Origin of the sequence: Saccharopolyspora rhizosphaerae, assembly GCF_003931915.1 — a bacterium.
In the GTDB taxonomy this organism is placed as follows: domain Bacteria; phylum Actinomycetota; class Actinomycetes; order Mycobacteriales; family Pseudonocardiaceae; genus Saccharopolyspora; species Saccharopolyspora rhizosphaerae.
In genome coordinates, this window is sequence record NZ_RSAA01000004.1 from 177,656 (window position 1) to 201,892 (window position 24,237).

Genomic DNA, 24,237 nt, shown 5'->3' on the forward strand with positions numbered 1-24,237 from the left:
CCCGGAAGGTCCTCACCCGCTGAAACGCCACCCGTTCGGGAGCACGACCACACCGACCGATCCAGGACCGATGTGCGCCCCGATGACCGCGCCGACCTCCGAGACCACGCACTCCACCGACCCGCCCAGCTCGGCGGTGAAGCGCGCCGCGAGCTGCTCGGCGTGCTCGGAAGCGGCGAGGTGGTGCACCGCGATCGCCGCGCTCCCGGACCCCGCCGCGTCCAGCGAGAGGTCGCACAACCGGGCCATCGCGCGGGTCGTCGTCCGCACCTTCTCCAGCGCGTCGATGCGCCCGTCGTGGACGTGCAGCAGCGGCTTGATCGACAGCGCGGTGCCGAGCACGGCGGCCGCGGTGCCGATCCGTCCACCGCGCCGCAGGTACTCCAGGGTCTGCACGGAGAACGTGGTCGTCGTGCGCGCGGCCGTCACCGCGGCGGTGTGCTCCACCTCGTCGAGGTCGGCTCCCGCCGCCGCGGCGTCGGCGGCGGCGAGCACGGAGAACCCGAGTCCCATCGCGGCCGACCGGGAGTCGACGACCCGGACCCGGTCCGGGTCGGTCTCGCGAGCAGCCAGCCGCGCGGCGTCCCAGGTCCCCGACAGCTGCCGCGACAGATGCACCGCGACCACGCCCTCGGCGCCGTCGTCGAGGGCCTGCCGGTAGGCACGCGCCAGCTCACCGGAGGTGGCGCTGGCCGTGGTCACCCGGTGCTTGTGCGCCAGGGCCTCGGCGAGGTCGCCGGGCGAGAACCCGGTCTCGTCGACGTGCTTCCCCCCGTCCACGCTGACGTGCAGCGGGACGATCCGGACCCCGTACCGAGCGGCGTATCCGGAAGGCAGGTAGGCCGTGGAATCGGTGACGACGGCAATGGACACGGCGCCACCCTACGACGTCAGACGGCCGCGGCGATCACGCGTGGCTCTGCGGACCCGCGTTGTAGGCCACCAGCCGCCACCGGTGGTCGCTGGGACTGCGGCGCTTGAGCACCACCCAGTGGCAGTTGCGCACCCCGCCGAGCCCGGGCCACAGCTCCACCGGCAGGGCCAGCAGCTTGGCGGTCAGCGCGGTGATCAGACCGCCGTGGGCGCACAGCAGCGCGGTGCCCTCGTACTGGTCGTCGAGCTCGGTGACGACCTCGCCGGCGCGGGTGGCCACCTCGACGCGGGACTCGCCGCCCGGCGGCGCCCAGTCCGGGTTCGCCCGCCACGTGTTCAACGCCCCCGGCCAGCCGTGCTCGACCTCAGCTCCGCTGAGGCCCTGCCACTCGCCGACGTGGGTCTCCCGCAGCCGCTTGTCCAGCTTCACCGGCTCACCGCTGAGCTTGGCGTACGCGGCGGCGGTCGTGCGGGCGCGGTTGAGGTCCGAGCTGACGGCCACCGCCGGCTCGAACCGCGCGATCTCCGGTGCGGCCAGCTCGGCCTGCACGACGCCGTTGGCGGTCAGCGAGCTGTCGAGGTGTCCCTGGATGCGTCCGGCCAGGTTGTAGTCGGTCTCGCCGTGCCGCCACAGCACGAGCCGGTCGAGGCTCACTCGTCTTCCTCGGCGGGCTGGTCCTGGTCGACGAACTCGATCCGCGGGCAGTCCTTCCACAGCTTCTCCAGCTGGTAGAAGGAGCGTTCCTCCTCGTGCTGGACGTGCACCACGACGTCGACGAAGTCCAGCAGGACCCACCGGCCCTCACGAGCACCCTCGCGCCGGACCGGCTTGACCCCCGCCGCGCGCATCTTCTCCTCGACCGAGTCGACGATCGCTTCGACCTGCCGCTCGTTGGACGCCGAGGCGATCATGAAGCAGTCGGTGATGACCAGCTGTTCGGAGACATCCAGCAGGACCACGTCACTGGCCTTCTTGGCGGCCGCCGCCTGGGCGGCGACCTGCGCCAGTTCGCGTGCTTTCTCGGTGGCTGCCACGTCACTCCTCTCGGCCGGGCTCGGTCTGCCCACGCCGGGTAGCAGGATAGGCCGCCGGTACCCGGGAGGACCCGCCCGGCCTCCCCGACGACCAGCACGCCTTCTGATCCACGCCGCCCGGCGGGCGCCCGGGCCGGCGCCGGGCGGGGCTGCGCTCGGTGACCCGGCGTGCCCTGGGGGCCGCACCCGTGCCACCACCAGTGTGCACGTGCCCTGGACCGACGTGTCGCAGCCGCTCAGGCGGCGCGGTGCCGACCGCGCCTCACGCGAGGACGCGCCGGGTGGTGACGCTGACCCCTCCGCTGGCGCGTCCTCCGCACACGTCCACGATGCTCAGGCAGTAGCGCACCCACATGTTCAGCTGCATCTCCTTGGCCAGCCGGAGCCGGGCGTAGAGGAGGTTCACCAGCTCGCTGCTCGGGCGTGCCCACGTCTCGATCTCGAAGCGGAGGCCGGCCTCGTCGGGCACCGCCCGGAACTCGATCTGACCCGCTTCGAGGTGCCCCTTCAACGTCACGAAGCGGAAGCGTTCCTCATCGCAGCCGACGACCCGCACCGGCCCGTCCCACGGACCGGGCATGCGCACCAGGAACTCGTCGCCGAGGCGCATGTCGTCCATCCCGCCGCTGGTCTTGTAGAACTTGGCCACCTCGGTGGGAGCCGCGCAGTTGAGGTTCTCCTTGACCTGCCGCACCAGGTCCGTGCAATCACGCGTGCCCTGCTCGATCCGCACGCTGAAGAGGCGGTGGTAGAGCTCGCCCACACCTTCGTCGTCGGTCTGGGAACGCTCGTCGAGCAGTTCCGGCGGGATCTCCGGTGGCGGCCGGTCGTCGGTCCGCACGGTCACCTCGTCGCGGTGCAAGGGCGTGGTTTGCCACAGGTAGCGCCAGGAGACCAGCGCCATGCCCATCAACCACCCCGCCAACAGGGTGACGTACCTGGTGATCTTGACCATCACGTTCCCTTCGCGGAACCAGCTGGAAGCAGGGATGCTGGCATGGTCCCAACAGTCGAGCAGGCTCACACGTCAGCGAGGTGACATCGGTGATCGCGCTACTACACCGGCTCGGGGTGCGCAGCGCGTACCTGCAACTGGCTTCCCTCGGATCGGTCGGGCTGTGCATCGGCCTGTGGATCCGGGCGAAGACCGTCGACCAGGACGAGCGCGGCAACGCCGAGCGCAGGGCGCTGTTCGTCGGGCTGTGGCCGACCACCCTCTGGCTGATCGGCGACACCCTCCGCGAGCTCGAGTGAGCGGCTCCCGCAGCGGCCTGCTCGTCGGTGTCGACCACGTCGCGGCGCTGGACGACCTGACGTGGCGGAAGGTCAACTACGCAGCCGAGGAGGTCCGCGAGCCGCACTGGAACTTCGACACCCACCGCCGCTTCCTCGGTGTGGAACGGCCCGGACCGCCCGAGCCGGGCAGGATCTGGGAGACGGCGTGCCGGCTGGTCCGCGACTACGAGTTCGCCGTCCCCAGCCGGATCCGCGCGATCTACCGGTGCGGCTCCCCGCTGCTCGGCCGGGACTTGCTGTTGGAAGGCCGCTTCTCCGGCATGCGCTTCCACATGGGCGTGCGCATCACGGAGGTCGTCGACGAAAGCAGCCCGCAGCGGGTTTGGGGCTGGGCTTACGAAACGCTCGAGGGGCACCTCGAGCGCGGGAAGATGAGCTACCTGGTGGTCAAGCACCCCGGCTCAGGTCGCGTGGAGTTCGTCGTCTCCGGTTGCTCGCAACGCTCGCCCGGTCTGGGCCCGGTGGTGGAGCTGGGCTGGGCGCTGTTCGGCAGGCCGACCCAGCTCCGCTTCTACGGCCACTGCGGGGTGCGCTTGGAGCGGCTCGTGCGGGAGAGCCTGGCCGGACGACCCCCGGGTCCCCCACGAGTATCCGACGGCGTGGCCTTGGCGCCGTCGGACGGCGTCCCGCACCGCTTCGACGTGGTGCACGCCCGCCTCGACCACCCGGGCTGACCAACCTGCGGGGCCGGGCGTCAGGGCATCGGGAGCGGGCCACCGGCGAGCAGGGTGTGCAGCTCCTGCAGGGACACAGGGCGGCAGAACAGGTAGCCCTGGAAGGCCGAGAAGCCGAGGTTCGCGAGGATCTGGAACTGGGCGGGGTTTTCGACGCCTTCCGCGATGCAGACCTGGCCCATGCTGGTGACCATGGCCAGCACTGCGGTGGTGATCCCGCGGTGGGTGGGGTTCTCCGCCAGGTCGGAGATGAAGTTGCCGCTGAGCTTGATGATGCTGACCGGGGGCCTCTCGAAGTGGACCAGGGAGGAGTACCCGGTTCCGAAGTCGTCGAGCGCGAAGCGCATGCCCCGGCTCGTGAGTCCGAGCATCGCCCTGCGGGCCGGCTCGGCGAGGGTGGCCAACCGGATCTCGGTGATCTCGAGCACCAGCCGAGACCACTCGAGCCCGGTGCGGTTGATGACGTTGACGACGTGCTCGCTGTAGCGGGGATCATCGGGCACGACGCTCAGGTTCACCGCCACCGCAGGCGGGTTCGGCGCCAGTTCCGACCAGGCGGCCGCTTCGCTCGCGGCCCGGCGCAGCACGTACTCGTCCAGGCGGTTCACGAGGTTGCCGCGGTGCGCCGTGGCCAGGATCGTCGCGGGGCTGAGCATGCCGTGCTCGGGGTGCGGCCAACGCAGGAGCGCCTCGGCCATGAGGATGACCCCGCCCCGGTCGACGATCGGTTGGTAGTGCAGCACCAGGTCTTCGTCTTCGAGGGCTCGGCGCAGGTCGCTCTCCAGGCCGAGGTGCGCATCGACCTCGGCGATCAACGACGCGTCCGCCACCGAGACGCTGCCGGGCCCGCGCTCCTTGGTGGCGTACATGGCAGCGTCGGCGTACCGGAACAGGTCCTTCACCGTGGTCTCGGGCCCGGAGACGGTGCAGGCACCGATCGAAGCCGACACCTCGACCATGCCCTGCGGTCTCAGCGGCATCGTGATCCGCAGCAGCTCGCCGACCTGGTCCGTGAGCGCCTCCAAGCCGCCGACCGCGTTGACGTCGGGGCAGAGGACGACGAACTCGTCGCCGGAGAGCCGGGCGGGCACGCACCCGGCGGGCAGCCCTCCCCGCAACCGCCGGGCCAAGGTGTGCAGCAGTTCATCACCGGCGTCGTGGCCGAGACCGTCGTTGATGCGCTTGAAGTTGTCCAGGTCGCAGAACAGGACCGCCACGTTCTCGCGTAGCCCGTTGTCGAGCAGCTCGGTGAGCACATCGCCGAGACCGCGGCGGTTGAGCAGACCGGTCAGCTCGTCGTGGGCGACCTGCTCGCGCAACTGGCTGACGAGCTCGGCTGATTCGTCCTCGGCCAGCGCGTCGTTGAGCGGCGCCAGGCGTTGGGCCAGCGCGACGGTCGAGGCGACGTGCTCGGCGAAGCGGTAGGCGCGCTCGCGCTCGGCCTCGCTCCACGGCTCCTTGCGGTCGAGGTTGAGCGCCCCGACCGTGCCCGTGGCGGCGTTCAGCGGCACCGACAGGGTGACCGGAACTCCGGCCTCACGCGACTGCTCCGCGAACAACGGCCAGCGGAGCCGGTCGTTCACCGTCTCGACCTCGACGGTGTGCCCGGTGGACAGCGCCCACACGCACGGCCCGTCCCGCTGGGACTGCTGGAGCCGGTCCAGCCGCTGTGCGAGTCCGTCGCTGGACGCCACCAGCAGTTGCCCGTCCGGTCGCCGCGGCAAGGTCAGCCCGCACGAGAGGTCCCCACCCGCACCGCCGGCGGCTTCGTCCACGATGGCCTTCGCGACGTCTTCGATCGACCCGGTGAGGACGATCCGCTGCAACAGACCCAGATCCGACAGCTCCCACGGCGCCTGCGCTGGTGGCGCCATGGTCAACGCACCTCCCCGCGCGTAACCGCGCCCGAAGCGCGGTCCGCGCCCGCGGAACCCGATGACCCCAGCCCAGTCGCCACTGCCTCGTGCCGCCAGAGACGAATGTCTCCGCCCGCACAACTCGCCCAACCACCGTGGTCGTACATCCGGGTTGATCAGGCGTCAGGGACCCGGAGCGATCCGACACCCGAGCCGCGACGAGCGACCTGACGCCCTCGGAGCAGTTCACGTCGCCCCGGAACCGCTGTCCCAGGCGTGGGTCCCAACCGGTGCCAGGGGGTTCTGAGCGGCGCACCGCGACGCCGCGTGCAGCGACGTGCTCGACCTGGAGCCCTCCTCGGCGAGCGAAGGCTTGAGGGGCTCCACGAACGCACAGCTGGTTCCGTGGAGAGCCTTCGGGGCTTCGCTCTCTCGTCTCGTCCCCGCGAGGACGAGCTCGCCGACCGTCCTCACCCTCTTGGCCTGCTCCTCGGGTGAGGACGCTCGGTCCACCTGTCTGCGCGGGGATGCGTGCCGGTCTTGCTCTACGTCGGGCGGGCGTGCTTGCGGGCGTACATGTCGCGGTCGGCGCTGTCCAGCAGGGCGCGGGAGGTGGTCGAGGCGTCGTGGGTGGTGGTCATGCCCACGCTGGCACCCAACCTGACGGGGTGACCGGCGGCGGTGGTCTCCGTGTTCAGCCGGTGGACGAGCCGGGCGTGCATGACCTCCGCCCGGGCCTCGTCGCCGAGGTGCGCGAGCACGACGAACTCGTCGCCGCCGACGCGGGCCACGGTATCGGCCGGGCGCACGCTGCACAGCAGCTCGCGTGCTGCGGCCTGCAGGAGCTGGTCCCCGGCCTCGTGCCCGTAGTGGTCGTTGATCTCCTTGAGCCCGTCGAGGTCGATGAGGAACACCGCGAGCACCCCGCTCCCACCGCCGAGCTCGGCGAGCTCCTGCTGGAACCGCTCGATCAGCAGGGCGCGGTTGGCCAGCCCGGTCAACGGGTCGTGCAACGCCATCCGGGTCAGCTCGACCAGGCGCGCTTCACTGACCCGCGCCTCCACCCCGAGCGCTTCGTACTGGCCGACCACGTAGGCCGGCCGATCGTCGGCCCCCCGCATCACGCTGAGGCGGGCCAGCATCCAGAACGGGTGCCCATCGCGGTGCCGCACGCACGCCTCCTGACGGCCCGTCTCGGCGCGGCCTGCGCGGAAATCGGCGTACATCGCCTCCACCGGTTTCCGGTAGCCGGGGTAGATCAGATCCAGCCCGCGTTGCCCCAACAGCTCGTCGCGGCGGCGACCGAGCAGCTCGCAGAGCCTGTCGTTGACCTCCAGGAGGTGCGAGTGCAGGTCCAGCAGTGCCATGCCGATCGGGGCGTTGAGCAACGTCTGACGCCAGAGCTTCTCGGATTCGCGGCGGGCGGTGATGTCGTGGCACTGGGAGATGACCAGCTGCGGGCTGCCGTCCGGGCGCCGGACGAGTGAGCTGTTGATGAGCACCCAGACGACGCCGCCGTCGGAGCGCACCAGCCGCTTCTCGTCCACGAAGCTGTCCGGGCCCTCCGCCACGAGCCGGTCGATCGCCTTCTTGTCGAGAACCGGATCACCGGAGTACGTCACCTCCCCCGGACGGAGGCGGAGCAGCTCCTCCCGGTCGTAGCCGAGCAGGCCGCACATGGCCGGGTTGACCTCCACGGCTCGGCCCTGCAAGTCGAGCAGCACGGTCGGGCTAGGAGCCTGCTGCCACAGCGTCTCCCACGCCATTTCGCCGATCGTGCTCCGCCCTCCGGCCTCCACTCCCACACGGTAAGCGTCCATCGTCCCCACCACCCAGCACGAGCACACACGACCCCTCCACGACTACCCGGCTCTTGCGCGGACGAGGCATCACCTCGATCTCGAAGCAGACGGGTTCACGCGGGTTCCCCCGTGGACCGTCATCCCCTGCGGAAGGAGGCTTCTGCCCACCCCGTCGACCTGGCGCCAGCCCGACCGAGGTCGGGCCGAGGGGGCAACCTGCGATGCAGGCAGGAAACAGCCACGACGAAACCGCGGCCTGCGAGCCCGACCGCCTCAGCCTGTGGGCCTGCCCGTCCGGCGAGGACGTCTCTTCCGTCGCTGCGGCCCCTCCGTGGTTCCCGGTCGCCTGCCCTCCGCCCCCGGACGCAGGGACCGGCGCCAGCCGCACGCCCGGCATCCCGAATGGCCGAGCGCACCAGACAGCGGGCAGGCGGCCCCGGAGGGGCCGAAGAGGTCAGCGGTGATGCGGGCAGGCGGCCCCGGAGGGGCCGAAGAGGTCAGCGGTGATGCGGGCAGGCCCGCCGCAGGGGCTTGGACTGCACGGCTCACCGCACTACTTCGCGACGCTGCGGACCCGCTCGGGGCGTCGGTGAAGACAGTGCAGCTGGCGCTCGGACACAGTTACCGACGATCACTCTGAGCGCCTGCACCCATGAGTGGCCCGGGGCGGTGGGTCGGAGGCGGACGCTCGTCGATGGGGCGCTCGGCTGTGGGCCCTTCCGGCACAGCCTCGCCCTGCACTCGTTCCAGCGTTGTCCCTGCTAGGGGCCCCACTCGGCGGGGACTTCGCGGTAGAGGCCGCGCTTGGTGATGTACTGGACGATGCCGTCGGGCACGAGGTACCAGACCGGCAGTCCGGCCCGGACGCGGTCGCGGCAGCCGGTCGAGGAGATCGCCATGGCCGGGATCTCCACCAGCGAGACCGCGCCCTCCGGCAGGTGCGCGTCGTCGAGCGAGTAGCCGGGCCGGGTGACGCCGATGAAGTGCGCGAGCTCGAACATCTCCTCGACGCGGTGCCAGGACAGGATCTGCTCCAGGGCGTCGGCCCCGGTGATGAAGTACAGGTCCGCGTCGGGGTACTCCGCGTGGAGGTCGGTGAGCGTGTCGGCGGTGTAGGTCGGCCCCTTGCGGTCCACGTCCACCCGGCTGACCAGGAACCGCGGGTTGGACGCGGTGGCGATCACGGTCATCAGGTAGCGGTCCTCGGCCGGGGACACGACCTCGTGGCTCTTCTGCCACGGCTGCCCGGTGGGCACGAAGATCACCTGTTCGAGGCCGAACTGCGCCTGCACTTCGCTGGCGGCCACGAGGTGTCCGTGATGAATGGGATCGAAGGTGCCACCCATGACCCCGATCCGGCGACGAGACATAGCTGACAACCCTAGAGAAGCGCCGCCACCAGGAACATCAACGGGTCGCCCCGGGGTGTCGGAGGCCACGGTCCCAGCGCGGACTCCCCTCGACCCCCGCGCCGGGATCCGTGGCCGGCCGCGGGGTCCGGTCCAAGGCTCCCCCCTCGACCGGACCCCGCAACCCTGCGCGAACCTCGGCGGCTGGGGGTCCACCTCGGAACGCGGGCGCTGCCTCGTGGGCGCGCACGGGTGGGACCCGCGCGTTCCTGAGAACGTGACGCCACCGTGGGCGTGATCTGCGTCACTCGCCCCGGGGGGTCAGTCTTCCGGGGCGACGACCTTCCCGGTCGCGGCCTCCTTCACCACGATCGCCTCCACCGGGCAGGACTCCGCCGCGTCGACGACTTCGTCGGCCGGCTCCACCCGGTCCTGGAGCGGTGTGGAGTAGCCGTCGACCAGCTCGAAGTGCTCCGGGGCGACCCCGGCGCACATGCCCGACCCGATGCAGGTGTTCGCGTCGACCTCGATCGACCAGCTCATGAGTTCACCTCTTCTTCCTCTGAGCGAGATCACCCCACACCTTGCCACGACACCAGCATCCGCTGAGGCCCTCGGACGAGAAGTCCCGTCTTCCACTCGACGTCCTGCTCGGGAGAGTGCGGGAAACTCAGGCCGGGAAGCCGCTCCAGCAGCGTGCGCAGGGCGACCTGCAGCTCCATCCGGGCCAGCTGGGCGCCCAGGCAGTGGTGCGGCCCGTGGCCGAAACCCACGTGCGAGGCCTCGGCGCGCAGCAGGTCCAGCTCCTCCGGGTCGCCGAAGACCGCCTCGTCGCGGTTGGCCGAGCCGATGCTGGCGAGGACCGGTTCGCCCGCGCGGACCAGCACTCCACCGAGCTCCACGTCCTCGGTCGCGTACCGCGCGAAGCCGGCTCCCACGCCCAGCGGCACGAAGCGCAGCAGCTCCTCCACGGCCGGGGGGACCAGGTCCAGGTCCGCGCGCAGCTGCCGCAGCTGCTCGGGGTGGGTCAGCAGCACGTGGAGGAAGTTCGGGATCTGCGAGGCGGTGGTCTCGTGCCCGGCGACCAGGATCCCGGTGGCGAGCAGGACCATCTCGTCCTCGCTGAGCTGGTCGTGCTCGTCGCGGGCGGCGATGAGCCCGGTGATCAGGTCGTCGGCGGGCTCGGCCCGGCGCTGCGCGATCAGGCCCGCGATGTAGTCCAACATCCGCTCGGTGTAGCCGCTGACCTGCTCGTCGGAGAGCCTGTTGGTGGACAGGAAGGCGTCCGACCACACCCGGAAGTCGGCGCGGTCCTCGACGGGCACGCCGAGCAGTTCGCAGATCACCGTGATGGGCAGCGGCAGCGCGAACTCCTCGACCAGGTCGACCGGACGACCTCGCTCGACCATCCCGCTCACCAGCTCGTCGGCGATCTCCTGGGTGCGCGGGCGCAGCTGCTCGACCCGCCGCTGGGTGAAGGCCTTGGCGACCAGCCGGCGCAGCCGGGTGTGATCGGGCGGGTCCATGGACAGGATCCCGCCGGCGGCCGGGCCGGGCCGCATCCGCGGTTCATCGCGCCGCTCTGCCTCGGCTCGGCTGAAGCGTGGGTCGCCGAGGACGACCTTGACGTCCGCGTACCGGGTGGCCAGCCACGCCCTCTCGCCGTAGGGCAACTTCACCCGGGTCAACGGCTCCTGCGCGCGCAACCGCGCGTAGATCGGATCGAGGTCGAGAGCTTCCGCGATGTTGAACGGGTAAGCCCTGGGCTCCGTGGTGGTCATGCGCAGCTCCGCGCGAGGCAGCAGTGGGTGAGCACTCACACGTCACGCTACGCCCGGAAAACGCCTGTGCACGAGCCGATCAACGCTCATCCGGGAGACCCTGGCGGCGTGGCGGCACGGCTGACTTACCGGTGAGCGGGCTCCTGCCGCGCACCGGGCGGGCCGTGCTACCAGCACCAGGCGCGCAGCTGGGCGCCGTCGCCACCAACGGGTGCTCGATTGCGAGCGTGGTCAGCAGCTGCCGGGGCAGCTCGTCCGCGGATCGGCGACCACCTGCTCACTGGGCGGGTCGGCACCGCCGCGAACAGCGCCTGGTCGGCACCGGCGCGGAGCGAAGTCCCGCTGGGGCCGCCTCGGAGAACAGCTCCGAGGCGGCCTGCAGCACGCTCAGGACTCCGGCTTGGCCGGGGCCGAGCCGGCGCGCACGTGGCCGTCGCCGTAGGCGATCCACTTGGTGGAGGTCAGCTCCGGCAACCCCATCGGGCCGCGCGCGTGGAGCTTCTGGGTGGAGATGCCGATCTCGGCGCCCATGCCGAACTCGCCGCCGTCGGTGAAGGCCGTGCTGGCGTTGACCATCACCGCGGCCGCGTCGACCTGCGCGGTGAACTGCTGGGCCGCGCGGACGTCGTTGGTCACGATGGCCTCGGTGTGCCCGGAGCCGTGCTCGCGGATGTGCTCGACCGCGCCAGGCATCGAGTCGACGACCTTGGCGGCGATGTCCAGCGACAGGTACTCGGTGTCCCAGTCGTCCTCGGTGACCGGCACGACGTGGGAGCCGCCGACGGCCACCACCCGCTCGTCGCCGTGCACCGTCACCCCGGCCTCGCGGAGCTCGCTGATGGCGCGCGGCAGGAACTCCTCGGCGATGTCGGCGTGCACCAGGAAGCTCTCCGCCGCGTTGCAGACGCTCGGCCGGCGGGCCTTGGAGTTGAGCAGGACGCGCAGCGCCATGTCGATGTCCGCGGCGGAGTCGACGTAGACGTGGCAGTTGCCCACGCCGGTCTCGATGGCCGGGACCGTGGACTGCTCGACGACCGCCGAGATCAGGCCCGCTCCACCGCGCGGGATGACCACGTCGACCAGGCCGCGAGCGGTGATCAGGTGCTGCACGGAGGCCCGGTCGTGGCAGGGCAGCAGCTGGACGGAGTCAGCGGGCAGGCCGTGCTTCACGACGACCTCGCGCAGCACCGCCACCAGCGCGGTGTTGGAGTTCTCGGCCGAGGACGAGCCGCGCAGCAGCACCGCGTTGCCCGACTTCAGGGTCAGACCGGCGGCGTCGACCGTCACGTTCGGCCGCCCCTCGTAGACGATGCCGACCACGCCGAGCGGCACCCGCACCTGGCGCAGCTGGACGCCGTTGGGCAGCACCTGACCGCGCAGCACCTCGCCCACCGGGTCCGGCAGTCCGGCGACCGTGCGCAAGCCGTCGGCCATCGCCTCGACCCGGCCTGCGCTCAGGCTCAGCCGGTCGATCAGCGCCTCGGTCATGCCCGACTCGCGGGCGGCGGCCACGTCGCGCTCGTTGGCGGCCAGGACCTCCGGGACGCGCTTGACCAGCTCGTCGGCCATGTCGTGCAGGAGGGCGTCCTTGGCACCGCGGGTCGCCTGCGCCAGCCCGGCAGCGGCCTCGCGGGCCCGGCGCGCGGCCTCGCGCACCTGTTCGCGCAGCTCGTCGCCGGTCGCCTTGTCAGAGGTGGGGAACTCGATGACGGTCACCCCACCAGCCTAATCCGTGCCGTCGGACCCCCGACAACGCATTTCCCGCTCCTCAGGACGGCGTCACCCGCAGCCCTGAGGGTCGACGTCGAAGTCATCCGCTGCGAGTTCTTCCACCCGGCACCGCCGGTCACGGTGAGCGGTTCCCGACACGCCCCGCGCGGCCCCGGGCGCGGCTCGTCAGCGACGTCCGGTAGGAATCGGGTCGTGGACGAAGAAGCGCTGCGGGAACTCGCCGAGGAACGACTCCGCGCACTGGCCGGCCCTCAGGCGGCGCTGCGCGAGGACCAGTGGGCCGCGATCCGCGCCCTGGTGGTCGAACGCCGTCGCGCCCTGGTCGTCCAGCGCACCGGCTGGGGCAAGTCGGCCGTGTACTTCATCGCCACCGCGCTGCTGCGCGAGCTCGGCGAAGGTCCGACCGTCATCGTGTCGCCGCTGCTGGCGCTGATGCGCAACCAGGTCGCCGCCGCGGCCGGAGCCGACGTCCACGCCGCCACGATCAACTCGGCCAACCCCGAGGAGTGGGCCGACATCGAGGAGCGCGTCGCCGCAGGTGAGGTCGACGTGCTGCTGGTCAGTCCCGAGCGCTTGAACAACCCCGACTTCCGCGACACGATCCTGCCCGAGCTCACCCAGAGCGCCGGGCTGCTGGTCGTCGACGAGGCGCACTGCATCTCCGACTGGGGCCATGACTTCCGGCCCGACTACCGGCGGCTGCGCACCCTGCTGACCGAGCTGCCCGAGGGCGTGCCGGTGCTGGCCACCACGGCCACCGCCAACGACCGGGTGGTCGCCGACGTCTCGGAGCAGCTCGGTGTCGGCGGCGAGTTCACCGACCCGCAGGAGACGCTGGTGCTGCGCGGCAGCCTCGACCGCGAGAGCCTGCGGCTCGGCGTGGTGCAGCTGCCCACGGTGCAGGCCCGGCTCGGCTGGCTGGCGGGCCGGCTCGCGGAGCTGACCGGCTCCGGCATCATCTACACGCTCACCGTCGCCACCGCCCACGAGATCACCTCTTACCTGCGCGAACAGGGGTACGAGGTGGCCGCCTACTCGGGTCGCACCGATCCGGCCGAGCGGGAACAGGCCGAGGCCGCCCTGCTGAACAACGAGGTCAAGGCGCTCGTGGCGACCTCCGCGCTCGGCATGGGCTTCGACAAGTCCGACCTGGGCTTCGTCGTGCACGTGGGCGCACCCTCCTCCCCGATCGCGTACTACCAGCAGATCGGCCGAGCCGGCCGCGGTGTGCAGCGCGCCGACGTGCTGCTGCTGCCCGGGCCGGAAGACCGCGACATCTGGAGCTACTTCGCGTCGCTGGCGTTCCCGCCGGAGCACACCGTGCGCGCGGTGCTGGACGCGCTGACCGAGCACGGCAAGCTCTCCACCGCCGCCCTGGAACCGCACGTGGAGCTGGGCCGGAACCGGCTGGAGATGGTGCTCAAGGTGCTCGACGTCGACGGCGCCGTGAAGCGGGTCAAGGGCGGCTGGGAAGCCACCGGGGAGCCGTGGCACTACGACGCCGAGCGCTACCAGCGGATCGAGGCCGAGCGCCAGTCCGAGCAGAAGGCGATGATCGAGTACCAGACCACGTCGTCCTGCCGGATGGAGTTCCTGCGCCGCCAGCTCGACGATCCGCACGCGGCACCCTGCGGGCGCTGCGACAACTGCACCGGGACCGGCTACTCCGCCGAGGTCGACGAGCAGGCCGTGCAGCAGGCCCAGGAGCGGTTGCAGCGTCCGGGCGTGGAGATCGCACCCCGCAAGATGTGGCCGAGCGGCATGTCCGCGCTGGGCGTCGAGGTCTCCGGGAAGCTGCCCGAGTCCGAGCAAGCCACCACCGGCCGCGCGATCGGCCGGCTCACCGACATCGGCTGGGGCAACCGGCTGCGCGAACTGCTGGCCACCGGCGCACCTGACCAGGAGCTGCCCAACGACCTGTTCCAGGCGGCGATCAAGGTGCTCGCCGCCTGGGAGTGGGAGCAGCGCCCGGTCGGTGTGGTCGCGCTGGGGTCGCGGACCCGGCCGAAGCTGGTGCGCAGCCTGGCCGAGCGCATCGCCGGGATCGGCCGGTTGCCGCTGCTCGGCGAGGTGCTGACCAACCCCCACACGACGCCGAACCGCGCCACCAACAGCGCGCAGCGGGTCGCCTCGCTGTGGCGGCAGTTCAAGGTCGACGAGGAGCTGGCGGCGAAGTTGTCGCAGCTGGACGGGCCGGTGCTGCTGATGGACGACTACGCCGACACCGGTTGGACCGCAACGGTCGTCGGCCGCGTGCTGCGTCAGGCCGGTGCGCCAGCAGTGCTGCCGTTCACCCTCGCCTCGACCAGCTAGCCACACACCGGCCAGCGTCGACAGCGGCAGCGGGCCGGTCGCCAGCACCCCGTCGTGGAAGCCGCGCAGGTCGACATCGGCCTGCGCGCGCAACCGCTGGAACTCCCAGCGCCCGACCATGTACGACAGCGCCTGGCCGGGAGCTCCGATGTAGCGGTCGGTTTCGCGCTGCACCTCGACCTCGGCAGTGGGACTGCGGGCTCGCAGGAAGTCCACGACCTGCGGCCGGGTCCAGCCGAAGGCGTGCAGCCCGGCGTCGACGACGAGCCGGGCGGCGCGCGCGGAGTCCATCGCGAGCATGCCCCACCGGCCGAGATCGTCGCTGTAGCGCCCGATCTCGTCGGCCAGCCGCTCGGCGTAGAGACCTCTCCCTCGATGGAGGCGTTGAACCCGGCGACCTTGCGGATCATCGGGACGTCGATGAGCTGCTGGGCGAGGCTGATCTGGAAGTGGTGCCCGGGAACGGCCTCGTGGAACGCCACCGGCTCGGCGAGGAAGCGGGGCCGCTGCTCTGGGTGTTGGCGAAGTAGGTGCCCGGCCGCGACCGGTCGACCACTGCTGGGAGGTAGGCGGCACCGACGGCGTCCGGCGCCTGGTCCTCGGGGAACGGTGCGACGCGGCAGCGCTGCTCGGGTGTCCGGCCGAACCACCGGGCGATACCTCTTCCGCCCTGGTCACGGCGCTTTTCGCGGCGTCCAGGAGTTCCTGGCCGCTGGACCAGTACAGCGCCGGATCGGTGCGCACCCGGTGGTGGACGTCGGCGACGTCGCGCAGGCCGAAGATGCGGGCGCCGATCTCGGCGTACTCCTCGTCGAGTTCCGCCAGCAGCTCCAGCCCGGTCCGGTGCAGCCCTGGGGAGTGCGCTCGATCGTGGTGTGCATCCGGACCCACGACGCGTAGGTCCGCTCGCCGTCAGGCAGGAAGCCCAACCCCGGCTCGTCGTCGGAACGGCCGGGCAGGCCCCGCACGCCCTCGCGGTAGGTCGCGAACGCGGGCCGGATCCGCTTTTCCAGCAGGCGATTCCGCTCGTCCTCCGAGCTCAGCGGGGGTTTGCGCAGCGGATCGCCCTGCGGTGCGGCCAGGTGCGCGTCGACGTGGTCGGTCGCGGCGCGCACCCGGCGGGCGACCGGGAGCCGCCCCGCCCGCACCCCGTCCCGGTGCCGCTGTCCGCTCCGGCCGAGGAAGTCCGGGACCGCCTCCAGCAGCCGCAGGCAATCCCGCGCCTGCTCGGGGGTTTCGGGGTGCTGCTCCGGCACCCTCTCCAGGATCAGGCACAGCGGCGGGACCACTGAGTCGTGCATCGCGTGCTCGACCAGGCGAGACTCGACGCGGGCGACCACGCCTTCCGCTTCGGCGGTCACCACCTCGCAGGCGAGGTCGTCACCGTCGAGCTCGCGCGCCCTCCGCGATGCGCAGAGCGCGCGCAGGTCAGACCGGGTGTCCTCCCGCGGATCGGGGAGCTGGCGGTCGTGCCGGGAAGGCCCTGGAGCAGCTCGTTGAGCGGATTCTCCCCGACCAGCACGTCGAGGAGCCGTCGGGCACTTCGCGCACCATCCGGGCAGTCTGCCCGAGAACCGGGAGCGGGTTCATCCGGATCCGGTGATCCCAAATCGGACTCGGACCTTTCTCCCACCCGGTCGAACGCTTACCGTGTCGACACCTCAATTCCCGGGCGCGACACGGAGGTTGCGATGACCCAGGACGAAGCGGTGGCGCACAAGCTACCAGTCCGCACACTGGTCGCGGCCAGCATCGGCAACGCCATCGAGTGGTACGACTGGACCATCTACACGGCGTTCAGCGTCTACTTCGCCTCCGAGTTCTTCCCCGGCGAGTGGGCCCTGATCAACACGCTGGCGACCTTCGCGCTCGCGTTCTTCTTCCGCCCGCTCGGCGGCTGGCTGCTCGGGCGCTTCGCCGACCTGCACGGGCGCAAGACGGCGATGCTGGTGACGATCTCGCTGATGGCCGGCGGGTCGTTGATCATCGGCATCCTGCCGACCTTCGCCACCATCGGGTGGCTGGCGTCGATCCTGCTCGTCCTCGCCCGCATCGGCCAAGGCCTCTCGCTCGGCGGTGAGGTCTCGAACGCCTCGGCCTACCTGGCTGAGATCGCCCCGGCGTCCCGGCGCGGCCGGTACTCGTCGTTCTTCTACATCTCCACCGGAGCCGCGCTGCTCATCGCCTCGCTGCTGGGCTTCCTGCTCACCTCGGTGCTCAGCGACGAGCAGCTGTCGGCCTACGGCTGGCGGATCCCGTTCATCCTCGGCGGAGTTCTCGGGCTCATCGGCATGTGGCTGCGGCGCACGCTGGCCGAGACCGAGCAGTACGAGGAGAACAAGACCAAGGCGCAGGCCTTGAAGAACCCGCTGCTGCAGACGCTGCGCCACCACCCCAAGGCGGTCGGGCAGCTCGTCGGGTTCACGATGCTCTCGACGCTCTGCTACTACACGTTCTTCAGCGCGCTGACGCCGTTCGCCGTGAAGAACCGGGGCGCTGACGCGACCGACGTGTTCCTCGCGCTGTCCATCGCCACCGCGTTGTTCATCGCGCTGCAGTACCCGCTGGGCGCGGCCTCCGACCGCTACGGCCGCAAACCGCAGCTGCTGGTCTGGTCGGCGGCCGTCGCGGTCCTCATCGTGCCGCTGTCCTCGCTGGTGAAGCCGGGTTTGGGCAACCTGCTCGTGGTGTTCTGCGTGGGTGTCGGGCTCTACTCGGCGATGACCTCGATCGCCCCGGCGATCATGTCGGAGCTGTTCCCCACGGAGCTGCGCGGTCTGGGCATCGGCGCCTGGTACAACCTCACCGTCGCCGTCTTCGGCGGCACGGCACCGCTCGTCATCCAGGCCTTCGCCAAGTTCGACGCCTCGACGGGGTTCTTCTGGTACCTCGTGGTCGGCGCGGTGATCGCCTTCTTCGTCATCCGCACCCTCCCGGAGACCCGGGCCACCGAGCTGCGCTAACGACACCTCGTCCCGCGTGGGCGGTCCGAACTGGACCTCCCGCGCGGGACGGCGTCAGCGGAGGGCGACGAGGTCGTCCGCGTGCACCACTTCCCGGCGCTGTTCCGCCGGGAGTTCGTGCGTGGAGCGGCCGATGAGGCCGGGGAGCTCGTCCGCGTCGTAGGCGACGACGCCCCGGGCCACGACCTTGCTGGTGGGGTTGAGCAGTTCGACGACGTCGCCGCTGTCGAAAGCCCCCTCCACAGCGGTGATCCCGGCCGCCAGCAACGATCGGCGGCGCTTCACCACGGCCGCCACGGCACCGTCGTCGAGCCAGAGACGACCGTTGGCGCCCGCGGCGTGCGCCAGCCAGAAGCGGCGCGCCGACAGGCGGTCGCCGGTGGCGGCGAACGCCGTGCCCACGTCCGCCTCGCCCAGCGCTCGGGGCGCGTTGTCCGACGAGGTCAGCAGCACCGGGATGCCGGAGGTGCAGGCGACCTTCGCCGCCGCCACCTTCGAAGCCATGCCGCCGGTGCCCAGTCCGGACGCGCCCGCGCTGCCCGCGTCGACACCGGCCATGTCAGCTGCACCGGTGACCTCGCGGATCACCGTCGAACCGCCCTTGCGCGGATCCCCGTCGTAGAGGGCGTCCACATCGGACAGCAGCACCAGCGCGTCGGCGCCGACGAGGTGCGAGACCAGCGCGGCGAGGCGGTCGTTGTCACCGAAGCGGATCTCGGTGGTGGCCACCGTGTCGTTCTCGTTGACCACCGGAACCACGCCCAGCCCGAGCAGCCGGTTCAGGGTGCGCTGGGCGTTGCGGTAGTTGCTGCGGCGCACCACGTCCTCGGCGGTCAGCAGCACCTGCCCTACGGTGAGGTCGAAGCGGGCGAACGACTCGGCGTAGGCGTGCGCGAGCGTCAGCTGGCCCACCGATGCCGCGGCCTGCTGCGTCGCCAGGTCCTTCGGCCGGCGGCGCAGCCCCATCGGGGCGATGCCCGCCGCGATGGCGCCGGAGGAGACCAGCACGACCTGCCCCCCGGCGGCGACCCGCTTCGCGACCGTGTCCACCAGGCCGGACAGCCGTTCGGCGTCCAGACCGCCCTCGGTGGTGGTCAACGACGAGGAACCGACCTTCACCACGATCCGCTGCGCTGCAGCGACCGCCTGCCGGGCCGACGAGAGGCTCACTCGTCGTCCTCCTCGCCTCCGACGAAGCGGCCGAACTCGTCCAGGCTGCTCCCGCGCCGCGCCTTCCTGGCGGCCTTGCGCTCGTGTGCTGAGATCCGTTCGTCGGACTCCAGCCGCAGGTCGTGCCCGCGGCGGCCGAGCACGCTGGCCATCCCGGCGGGAGTGGAGGGCTCCCAGTCGAAGGTCACGTCACCGATGGTGACCTGGCTGCCCGGCTCGGCGCCCTGCTTGGCCAGCTCGTCCTCGACGCCCAGCTTCGCCAGCCGGTCGGCGAGGAAGCCCACGGCCTCGCTGTTGTTGAAGTCGGTCTGGCGGATCCAGCGCTCGGGCTTCTCACCGCGCACGAGGAAGGCGTCCTCGTCCTCCGGGTCGGGTTCCACGGTGAACCCACCGTCGTCGACCGCGGTCGGCCGCACGACCACGCGCGCCGGTTCTGGCTCGGGCAGCGTCTCGCGGTAGCGCTCGACCTCGGCACCCATCGCGAAGCTGAGCTCGCGCAAGCCCTCTCGGGAGGCGGTGGAGACCTCGAACACCTGCCAACCGCGCTGCTCGACCTCCTCGCGCACGAAGTCGGCGAGCTCGCGGGCCTCCGGCACGTCGATCTTGTTCAGCACCACCACGCGCGGGCGGTCGCCGAGGTCGGCACCGCCCTGCTCGGCAGCCAGCGCCGGGGTGTACTGGGCGAGCTCGTTCTCCAGCGCGTCGATGTCGGAGATCGGGTCGCGGTTCGGCTCCAGCGTCGCGCAGTCGACGACGTGGACCAGGACCGCGCAGCGCTCGATGTGGCGCAGGAAGTCCAGGCCCAGGCCGCGTCCCTGGCTGGCGCCCGGGATGAGGCCGGGCACGTCGGCGATGGTGAAGACCGTTTCGCCGGCGGTGACCACGCCGAGGTTGGGCACCAGCGTGGTGAACGGGTAGTCGGCGATCTTGGGCTTGGCGGCTGAGAGCACCGAGATCAGCGAGGACTTGCCGGCCGAGGGGAAGCCGAGCAGGCCGACGTCGGCGACCGACTTCAGCTCCAGCACCAGCTCCAGCTCTTCACCGGGCTCACCCAGCAGCGCGAAGCCCGGCGCCTTGCGGGCCTTGGACGCCAGCGCGGCGTTGCCCAGGCCACCGCGGCCGCCGGCCGCCGCGACGAACGTGGTGCCCGGTCCGACCAGGTCGGCCAGCACCTCACCGTCCGGGTTGAGCACCACGGTGCCGTCCGGCACCGGCAGCACCAGGTCTTCGCCCTGCGCGCCGTTGCGGTGGCCGCCCTTGCCGGGTTGGCCCTTCTCCGCGCGCGCGTTCGGCCGGTAGTGGAAGTCGAGCAGGGTGTGCACGCCGGGGTCGACGACGAGCTGGACGTCGCCGCCCTTGCCACCGTTGCCGCCGTCCGGACCGCCCAGCGGCTTGAACTTCTCCCTGTGCACCGAGGCGCAGCCATTTCCCCCGTCGCCCGCGGCGACGTTGATGGTCACGCGGTCGACGAACCGCGACACGAATGCCTCCAGGAAGATCAAGCCGAGCCGGGGCCCGGCGGGTGGTGCTCTCGACGAGTGCAACAGCGACGGAGCGCGTGCGCTTCCCGGCCGCGGCGCAGCTCACCCAGGACGACGCACAAAGCGAGGGGCGGTCCGGACATGCCGGTTTCCGCCCCTCGCCGGGAAGTTGCTGGCCTGCGTCGAGAGCCGGGTCAGGCCTCGACCGACTGCACGCTGACGGCCTTGCGGCCGCGGTAACGCCCGAACTCGACGGTTCCGGCGGACAGCGCGAACAGGGTGTCGTCCTTGCCGCGGCCGACGTTCAGACCCGGGTGGAACTTGGTCCCACGCTGGCGGATCAGGATTTCACCGGCCTTGACGACCTGGCCGCCGTAGCGCTTCACCCCGAGGTACTTGGGGTTCGAGTCGCGGCCGTTCCGAGAGCTGGATGCGCCCTTCTTGTGTGCCATGACTACTCAGGTCCTCACTTGTTGATGCCGGTGACCTTCACGCGGGTCAGCTTCTGACGGTGACCCTGGCGCTTCTGGTAGCCGGTCTTGTTCTTGAACTTGTGGATGCGGATCTTGGGGCCCTTGGTCTGCTCGACCAGCTCGCCGGTGACCGACACCTTGGCCAGCGCGTCGGCGTCGGTCGTGACCTCGGAGCCATCGACGACCAGAACCGCCGGGAGCGCGACCTCGGAGCCCAGCTCGCCATCGAGCTTCTCGACCTGGACGACGTCCCCGACAGCCACCTTGTACTGCTTGCCGCCGGTCTTGACGATCGCGTACATGAGTCGGAAGTCTCCTGCTGCTCGGTTTCGCTAATTCACCAGTGTGCGGCGGACGTCCGCCCAGCCACGAGGACCGGGCTTCCTACCACGCCGCCGGTGCAGCGTCTCGGTGGGTTCCTGTCTCAGCAGCGAGGACCGCGCGGGGCCGCACTCGAAACAGGCGTTTCATCTCTCCGCCCGTCCGGCGGCGAGAAGTTCTCACCCATCATACAGACCGGGTCTCCACCCCCGATCGACAGGGGCGGCCACCAGTGCGGATCCTCGCGGACCCCGCGCTGACGGGCGAGCCGGGACAGCATAAGCGAGCTCGTCCGCGCTCGGCGAACCGCCCCGTCCCGTGGCGGGTTCCGGCCGGGTCACCCCGTTCCACCCCTCGTCGTGACCTGCTCTTGCTACCGTCGGTCGCCGCTCGTGATGATCTGGGGAAACGCAGAGTGACCAACACCGCTTCGGAGACCGGCCGCCAGGCCCCGGCGCCCTCGACACCACCGCTGCCGGGGCTCGCGCGGCGCTTCGGTCCGCTCCTGCTGGCGCTGTCGGCGGTCGTGCCGCCGCTGATGATGCTGCGGGAGGTCCTGCGCTACCCGCAGATGCACTTCTACGACTACTGGTGGGTGCTGCTCGACATCACCGACGCCGACGGCTCGCTGCGGCCGGAAGCGCTGGTGGGCTTCCGCAACGAGCACCCCTTCGTGCTGCCGAGCCTGCTGTTCTGGCTCAGCGCCCGCTTCGGCCACGGCCTCAACCAGCCGCTCGGCCTGGTGGTGCTGGCGATGGGCGTCGGGTGCGTGCTGCTGGTCGCGCTGATGCTGCCGCGGCACCTGACCGCCTGGCAGCGGGCCGGCCTGGTCGCGGCGACCTCGACGCTGGTGTTCAACCCGCACGGCATCCACAACTACGTGCGCTCGATGAGCGGCGCCTCGTGGGTCCTGGCGATGCTGCTGGTGCTGGGCGCGCTGCTCGCGGCACACCGGGGGCGCCGGGTGGTCGCAGTGGTTCTGGGCCTCCTGGCCTCGATCAGCTACGGCACCTCCTTCGCGGTGTGGCCGGCGCTGGCGCTGGTCGCCTGGCTGCGCGGGGACCGGCGGAAGTGGATCGCGACGCCGCTGGTGGTCGGCTTCGTGGTGGTCGCGACGTGGCTGGTGCTGCGCGGGCCGCAGGGCGGCGGCGGGGACTCGCCGACCGACGACCCGGCGCAGGCGCTGCTGGCCGGGCTGAGCATGCTCGGCATGGTGTGGACCGGCACCGAACCGTCGGTCGCACTGCTGGCGGGAGTGGCCGGTCTCGGCGTGCTGGTGCTGCACGTGCACCAGAGCGAGTCCGAGCGCCGGGTCGCCGCGCCGTGGTGGGGGCTCGCGCTGCACGCGCTGGGCTGCGCGGTGATGATCTCCGGTTCGCGGGCGGCGTTCGGCGAGTCGGCCGGCCTGCAGAGCCGCTACAACAGCATGGCCGCGGCGCTGTGGATCGCGGTGCTGGTCATCGTCGTGGCCTGGGCGCGCTGGCCTCGGTTCCGCGCGGTAGCGGTGGGCGGCACGGTGCTGGCCACGGTCGCCCTCGGCGCGCCGATGGCGCAGAGCGTGCGGGCCGACGCGCCCCGCCAACAGCTGCTGGCGGTGGCCGCGCGGATCGGGCACCCGGACGCCTTCACCGACCGGTTCCCCTCGCCCGGCGCGCTGCTGCCGCGGTTGCGGGCGCTCGGGCACTACCCCTTCTCCCCCACGTTCTCGCTGGGCTGCCCGGACGGGCTCACCGTCGACGACCGGGTCAGCACCGCGGGCTGGCGCTCCCCCAGCGTCGACTCCCTGCGCGAACCGCGCCCGGACGGCCGGGACGTCGTGCTCAACGTCGAGACCGACCAGGTCCAGGGCGGCGCGCGGATGCTCGAGGGCTGGGCGATCTCGGGGATCGAACGCGCCCGCTGCGTGGCGGTGCTCGACCAGGAGGGGACGGTCGTCGGCGGTGGCGTGGTCGACCTCCCGCGCTCGGACGCCGAGGCGGCCACACCGGGCATCGAGAGCGGGCTCGGGTTCCAGGCCGTCGCCCCGGCGCGACCGGGCCTTCTGCGCGTGGCCTTCCAGTTCCCCGACGGCTGGTGGATCCGGCCGCTGACCGAGAAACCGCAGGTGGCGCGATGAGCGTTCCGCACGTCTCCCTGCTGGCACCGGCCAAGGACGAACGCGACAGCCTGCCCGAGCTGATCGCCCAGGTCCAGCAGGCCATGGACGGCCAGCACCGCGCGTGGGAGCTGGTGGTCGTCGACGACGGCAGCAGCGACGACAGCTGGCGGGTCATCACCGAGCACGCCGCGCGGGACCCGCGGATCCGGGGCATCCGGCTGCGCCGGAACTTCGGCAAGGCCGCTGCGCTGGCGGCCGGAGTCGCCCAGCTGCGCGGCGAGCTGGTGGTCACCCTGGACGCCGACCTGCAGGACGACCCGGCCGAGATCCCGCGGTTGCTGGCCGAGCTCGACGACGGGGCGGACCTGGTCAGCGGGCACAAGGCGCAGCGCAAGGACCCGCTGGGCAAGCGGCTGCCGTCGAAGGTGTTCAACTGGATCACCGGCTTGATCACCGGGTTGCGGCTGTCGGACCACAACTGCGGGCTCAAGGCCGCGCGCACCGAGGTGTACCGGCGGGTTCCGCTGTACGGCGAGCTGCACCGCTACATCCCGGCGCTGGCGCACCAGCTGGGCTACCGGGTCGTGGAACGCACGGTCAAACACCGCCCCCGGCAGCACGGGGTGTCCAAGTACGGGCTGGAGCGCTACGCGCGGGGTGCGCTGGACCTGCTCACGGTCATGGCGCTGACCCGCTACGGGCGTCGTCCGGCGCACCTGTTCGGCGGGCTCGGCATGATCGCCGAAACGCTCGGAACCCTGGTGCTGGTGCACCTGACCGGGGTGTGGTTGTTCACCGAGGAATCGATCGGAACGCGCCCACTGCTGACGCTCGGGATCCTGTTGGAAATTCTCGGTGTGCAGATGGTCTCGTTAGGTCTTCTGGCGGAACTCGTGCTGCACCGGACGGGCCGGGAACACGATGTGACAGTGCTGGTGGCGGACCAGACCAGAAATGCCGGACAACACGCATCGTGACGGAACATTTCAATTCGGAACACAGCGCGGTAACGAGATCCTGA

General features: G+C 71.3%; 21 protein-coding genes and 2 pseudogenes. 6 read left to right on the forward strand and 17 right to left on the reverse strand.

Translation table 11 applies throughout. The features are described 5' to 3' along the window. Positions 1-12: 12 nt before the first annotated feature. From EIL87_RS04255 to EIL87_RS04270, 4 genes are all read right to left on the reverse strand, one after another. Positions 13-873 (reverse strand): DegV family protein, encoded by an 861-nt coding sequence (locus EIL87_RS04255; protein WP_125088823.1) that lies wholly within the window; start codon positions 871-873, stop codon positions 13-15. Between the two features lie 34 nt (positions 874-907). Beyond that, the gene (locus EIL87_RS04260; RefSeq protein WP_125088824.1) at positions 908-1,528 is read right to left on the reverse strand and encodes a histidine phosphatase family protein; all 621 of its coding nucleotides are present in this window, start codon (positions 1,526-1,528) and stop codon (positions 908-910) included. Continuing rightward, positions 1,525-1,908, reverse strand: coding sequence for a ribosome silencing factor (gene rsfS, locus EIL87_RS04265; RefSeq protein WP_125088825.1), 384 nt, complete (start codon positions 1,906-1,908; stop codon positions 1,525-1,527). The genes EIL87_RS04260 and rsfS overlap by 4 nt, the downstream gene beginning before the upstream one ends. Before the next feature lie 262 nt (positions 1,909-2,170). Next, positions 2,171-2,863, reverse strand: coding sequence for a DUF1990 family protein (locus EIL87_RS04270; protein ID WP_125088826.1), 693 nt, complete (start codon positions 2,861-2,863; stop codon positions 2,171-2,173). 89 nt (positions 2,864-2,952) lie between these two features. Between EIL87_RS04270 and EIL87_RS04275 the strand changes: the two genes are divergently transcribed. Continuing rightward, entirely contained in the window at positions 2,953-3,162 is a 210-nt protein-coding gene (locus tag EIL87_RS04275) for a hypothetical protein (protein WP_125088827.1), read from the forward strand. Beyond that, complete coding sequence (locus tag EIL87_RS04280; RefSeq protein ID WP_125088828.1) at positions 3,159-3,878, forward strand: DUF1990 family protein; 720 nt, start codon at positions 3,159-3,161, stop codon at positions 3,876-3,878. The genes EIL87_RS04275 and EIL87_RS04280 overlap by 4 nt, the downstream gene beginning before the upstream one ends. A 20-nt stretch (positions 3,879-3,898) precedes the next feature. Here EIL87_RS04280 and EIL87_RS04285 read toward each other — a convergent pair whose 3' ends face one another. The 6 genes from EIL87_RS04285 to EIL87_RS04310 all read right to left on the reverse strand — a co-directional run bounded on the left by EIL87_RS04285 (position 3,899) and on the right by EIL87_RS04310 (position 12,382). Then, a complete protein-coding gene (locus EIL87_RS04285) occupies positions 3,899-5,752 on the reverse strand; it encodes a putative bifunctional diguanylate cyclase/phosphodiesterase (protein WP_125088829.1) in 1,854 nt (617 codons plus the stop codon). Between the two features lie 527 nt (positions 5,753-6,279). Beyond that, positions 6,280-7,554 carry a sensor domain-containing diguanylate cyclase gene (locus EIL87_RS04290; protein ID WP_125088830.1) on the reverse strand — a complete coding sequence of 425 codons (1,275 nt, stop codon included), beginning with the start codon at positions 7,552-7,554 and terminating at the stop codon, positions 6,280-6,282. Positions 7,555-8,297: 743 nt separating this feature from the next. After that, positions 8,298-8,906 carry a nicotinate-nucleotide adenylyltransferase gene (nadD, locus tag EIL87_RS04295; RefSeq protein WP_125088831.1) on the reverse strand — a complete coding sequence of 203 codons (609 nt, stop codon included), beginning with the start codon at positions 8,904-8,906 and terminating at the stop codon, positions 8,298-8,300. A 300-nt stretch (positions 8,907-9,206) separates the two neighbouring features. Continuing rightward, on the reverse strand, positions 9,207-9,428 hold the full coding sequence (locus EIL87_RS04300; RefSeq protein ID WP_125088832.1) for a ferredoxin: 222 nt from the start codon (positions 9,426-9,428) through the stop codon (positions 9,207-9,209). A 29-nt stretch (positions 9,429-9,457) separates the two neighbouring features. Continuing rightward, positions 9,458-10,666 (reverse strand): cytochrome P450, encoded by a 1,209-nt coding sequence (locus EIL87_RS04305; protein ID WP_125088833.1) that lies wholly within the window; start codon positions 10,664-10,666, stop codon positions 9,458-9,460. Between the two features lie 387 nt (positions 10,667-11,053). Then, entirely contained in the window at positions 11,054-12,382 is a 1,329-nt protein-coding gene (locus EIL87_RS04310; RefSeq protein WP_125088834.1) for a glutamate-5-semialdehyde dehydrogenase, read from the reverse strand. 207 nt (positions 12,383-12,589) lie between these two features. Between EIL87_RS04310 and EIL87_RS04315 the strand changes: the two genes are divergently transcribed. Beyond that, complete coding sequence (locus EIL87_RS04315) at positions 12,590-14,710, forward strand: RecQ family ATP-dependent DNA helicase (RefSeq protein ID WP_125088835.1); 2,121 nt, start codon at positions 12,590-12,592, stop codon at positions 14,708-14,710. A 69-nt stretch (positions 14,711-14,779) separates the two neighbouring features. On the opposite strand, the pseudogene EIL87_RS27305 reads toward EIL87_RS04315, so the two are convergent. The 3 genes and pseudogenes from EIL87_RS27305 to EIL87_RS27310 form a co-directional block, all read right to left on the reverse strand. Next, positions 14,780-15,058: pseudogene (locus EIL87_RS27305) on the reverse strand (DUF885 family protein); the annotation flags it as partial. A gap of 80 nt (positions 15,059-15,138) precedes the next feature. Beyond that, a pseudogene (locus EIL87_RS27820) lies at positions 15,139-15,360 on the reverse strand (hypothetical protein); the annotation flags it as partial. A 24-nt stretch (positions 15,361-15,384) separates the two neighbouring features. Further along, the gene (locus tag EIL87_RS27310) at positions 15,385-16,272 is read right to left on the reverse strand and encodes a DUF885 family protein (RefSeq protein ID WP_325049401.1); all 888 of its coding nucleotides are present in this window, start codon (positions 16,270-16,272) and stop codon (positions 15,385-15,387) included. Positions 16,273-16,401: 129 nt separating this feature from the next. On the opposite strand from EIL87_RS27310, the gene EIL87_RS04325 reads away from it, so the two are divergent. Then, positions 16,402-17,673, forward strand: coding sequence for an MFS transporter (locus EIL87_RS04325; protein WP_125088836.1), 1,272 nt, complete (start codon positions 16,402-16,404; stop codon positions 17,671-17,673). A gap of 54 nt (positions 17,674-17,727) precedes the next feature. On the opposite strand, the gene proB is transcribed toward EIL87_RS04325, so the two are convergent. The 4 genes from proB to rplU all read right to left on the reverse strand — a co-directional run bounded on the left by proB (position 17,728) and on the right by rplU (position 21,099). Then, the gene (gene proB, locus EIL87_RS04330; RefSeq protein WP_125088837.1) at positions 17,728-18,843 is read right to left on the reverse strand and encodes a glutamate 5-kinase; all 1,116 of its coding nucleotides are present in this window, start codon (positions 18,841-18,843) and stop codon (positions 17,728-17,730) included. Then, positions 18,840-20,336: a GTPase ObgE gene (gene obgE, locus EIL87_RS04335; RefSeq protein ID WP_125088948.1), complete on the reverse strand. Its 1,497-nt coding sequence runs from the start codon at positions 20,334-20,336 to the stop codon at positions 18,840-18,842. The genes proB and obgE overlap by 4 nt, the downstream gene beginning before the upstream one ends. 182 nt (positions 20,337-20,518) lie before the next feature. Beyond that, the gene (gene rpmA / locus EIL87_RS04340) at positions 20,519-20,776 is read right to left on the reverse strand and encodes a 50S ribosomal protein L27 (RefSeq protein WP_125088838.1); all 258 of its coding nucleotides are present in this window, start codon (positions 20,774-20,776) and stop codon (positions 20,519-20,521) included. 14 nt (positions 20,777-20,790) lie between these two features. Continuing rightward, a complete protein-coding gene (gene rplU / locus EIL87_RS04345; protein WP_125088839.1) occupies positions 20,791-21,099 on the reverse strand; it encodes a 50S ribosomal protein L21 in 309 nt (102 codons plus the stop codon). Positions 21,100-21,533: 434 nt separating this feature from the next. Between rplU and EIL87_RS04350 the strand changes: the two genes are divergently transcribed. Both EIL87_RS04350 and EIL87_RS04355 read left to right on the forward strand, forming a co-directional pair. Further along, positions 21,534-23,234 (forward strand): hypothetical protein, encoded by a 1,701-nt coding sequence (locus tag EIL87_RS04350; protein WP_125088840.1) that lies wholly within the window; start codon positions 21,534-21,536, stop codon positions 23,232-23,234. Then, positions 23,231-24,193 carry a glycosyltransferase family 2 protein gene (locus tag EIL87_RS04355; RefSeq protein WP_125088841.1) on the forward strand — a complete coding sequence of 321 codons (963 nt, stop codon included), beginning with the start codon at positions 23,231-23,233 and terminating at the stop codon, positions 24,191-24,193. Before EIL87_RS04350 ends, EIL87_RS04355 begins: the two co-directional genes overlap by 4 nt. Positions 24,194-24,237 lie beyond the last annotated feature (44 nt).

Coding starts and splice junctions, on each gene's coding strand:
- nadD (WP_125088831.1), bottom strand. CDS start 8,906: ATGTCTCGTCGCCGGATCGGGGTCATGGGTGGCACCTTCGATCCCATT.
- EIL87_RS04300 (WP_125088832.1), bottom strand. CDS start 9,428: ATGAGCTGGTCGATCGAGGTCGACGCGAACACCTGCATCGGGTCGGGC.
- EIL87_RS04305 (WP_125088833.1), bottom strand. CDS start 10,666: ATGACCACCACGGAGCCCAGGGCTTACCCGTTCAACATCGCGGAAGCT.
- EIL87_RS04325 (WP_125088836.1), top strand. CDS start 16,402: ATGACCCAGGACGAAGCGGTGGCGCACAAGCTACCAGTCCGCACACTG.
- rpmA (WP_125088838.1), bottom strand. CDS start 20,776: ATGGCACACAAGAAGGGCGCATCCAGCTCTCGGAACGGCCGCGACTCG.
- EIL87_RS04355 (WP_125088841.1), top strand. CDS start 23,231: ATGAGCGTTCCGCACGTCTCCCTGCTGGCACCGGCCAAGGACGAACGC.
- EIL87_RS04285 (WP_125088829.1), bottom strand. CDS start 5,752: ATGGCGCCACCAGCGCAGGCGCCGTGGGAGCTGTCGGATCTGGGTCTG.
- rplU (WP_125088839.1), bottom strand. CDS start 21,099: ATGTACGCGATCGTCAAGACCGGCGGCAAGCAGTACAAGGTGGCTGTC.
- EIL87_RS04270 (WP_125088826.1), bottom strand. CDS start 2,863: ATGGTCAAGATCACCAGGTACGTCACCCTGTTGGCGGGGTGGTTGATG.
- EIL87_RS04290 (WP_125088830.1), bottom strand. CDS start 7,554: ATGGACGCTTACCGTGTGGGAGTGGAGGCCGGAGGGCGGAGCACGATC.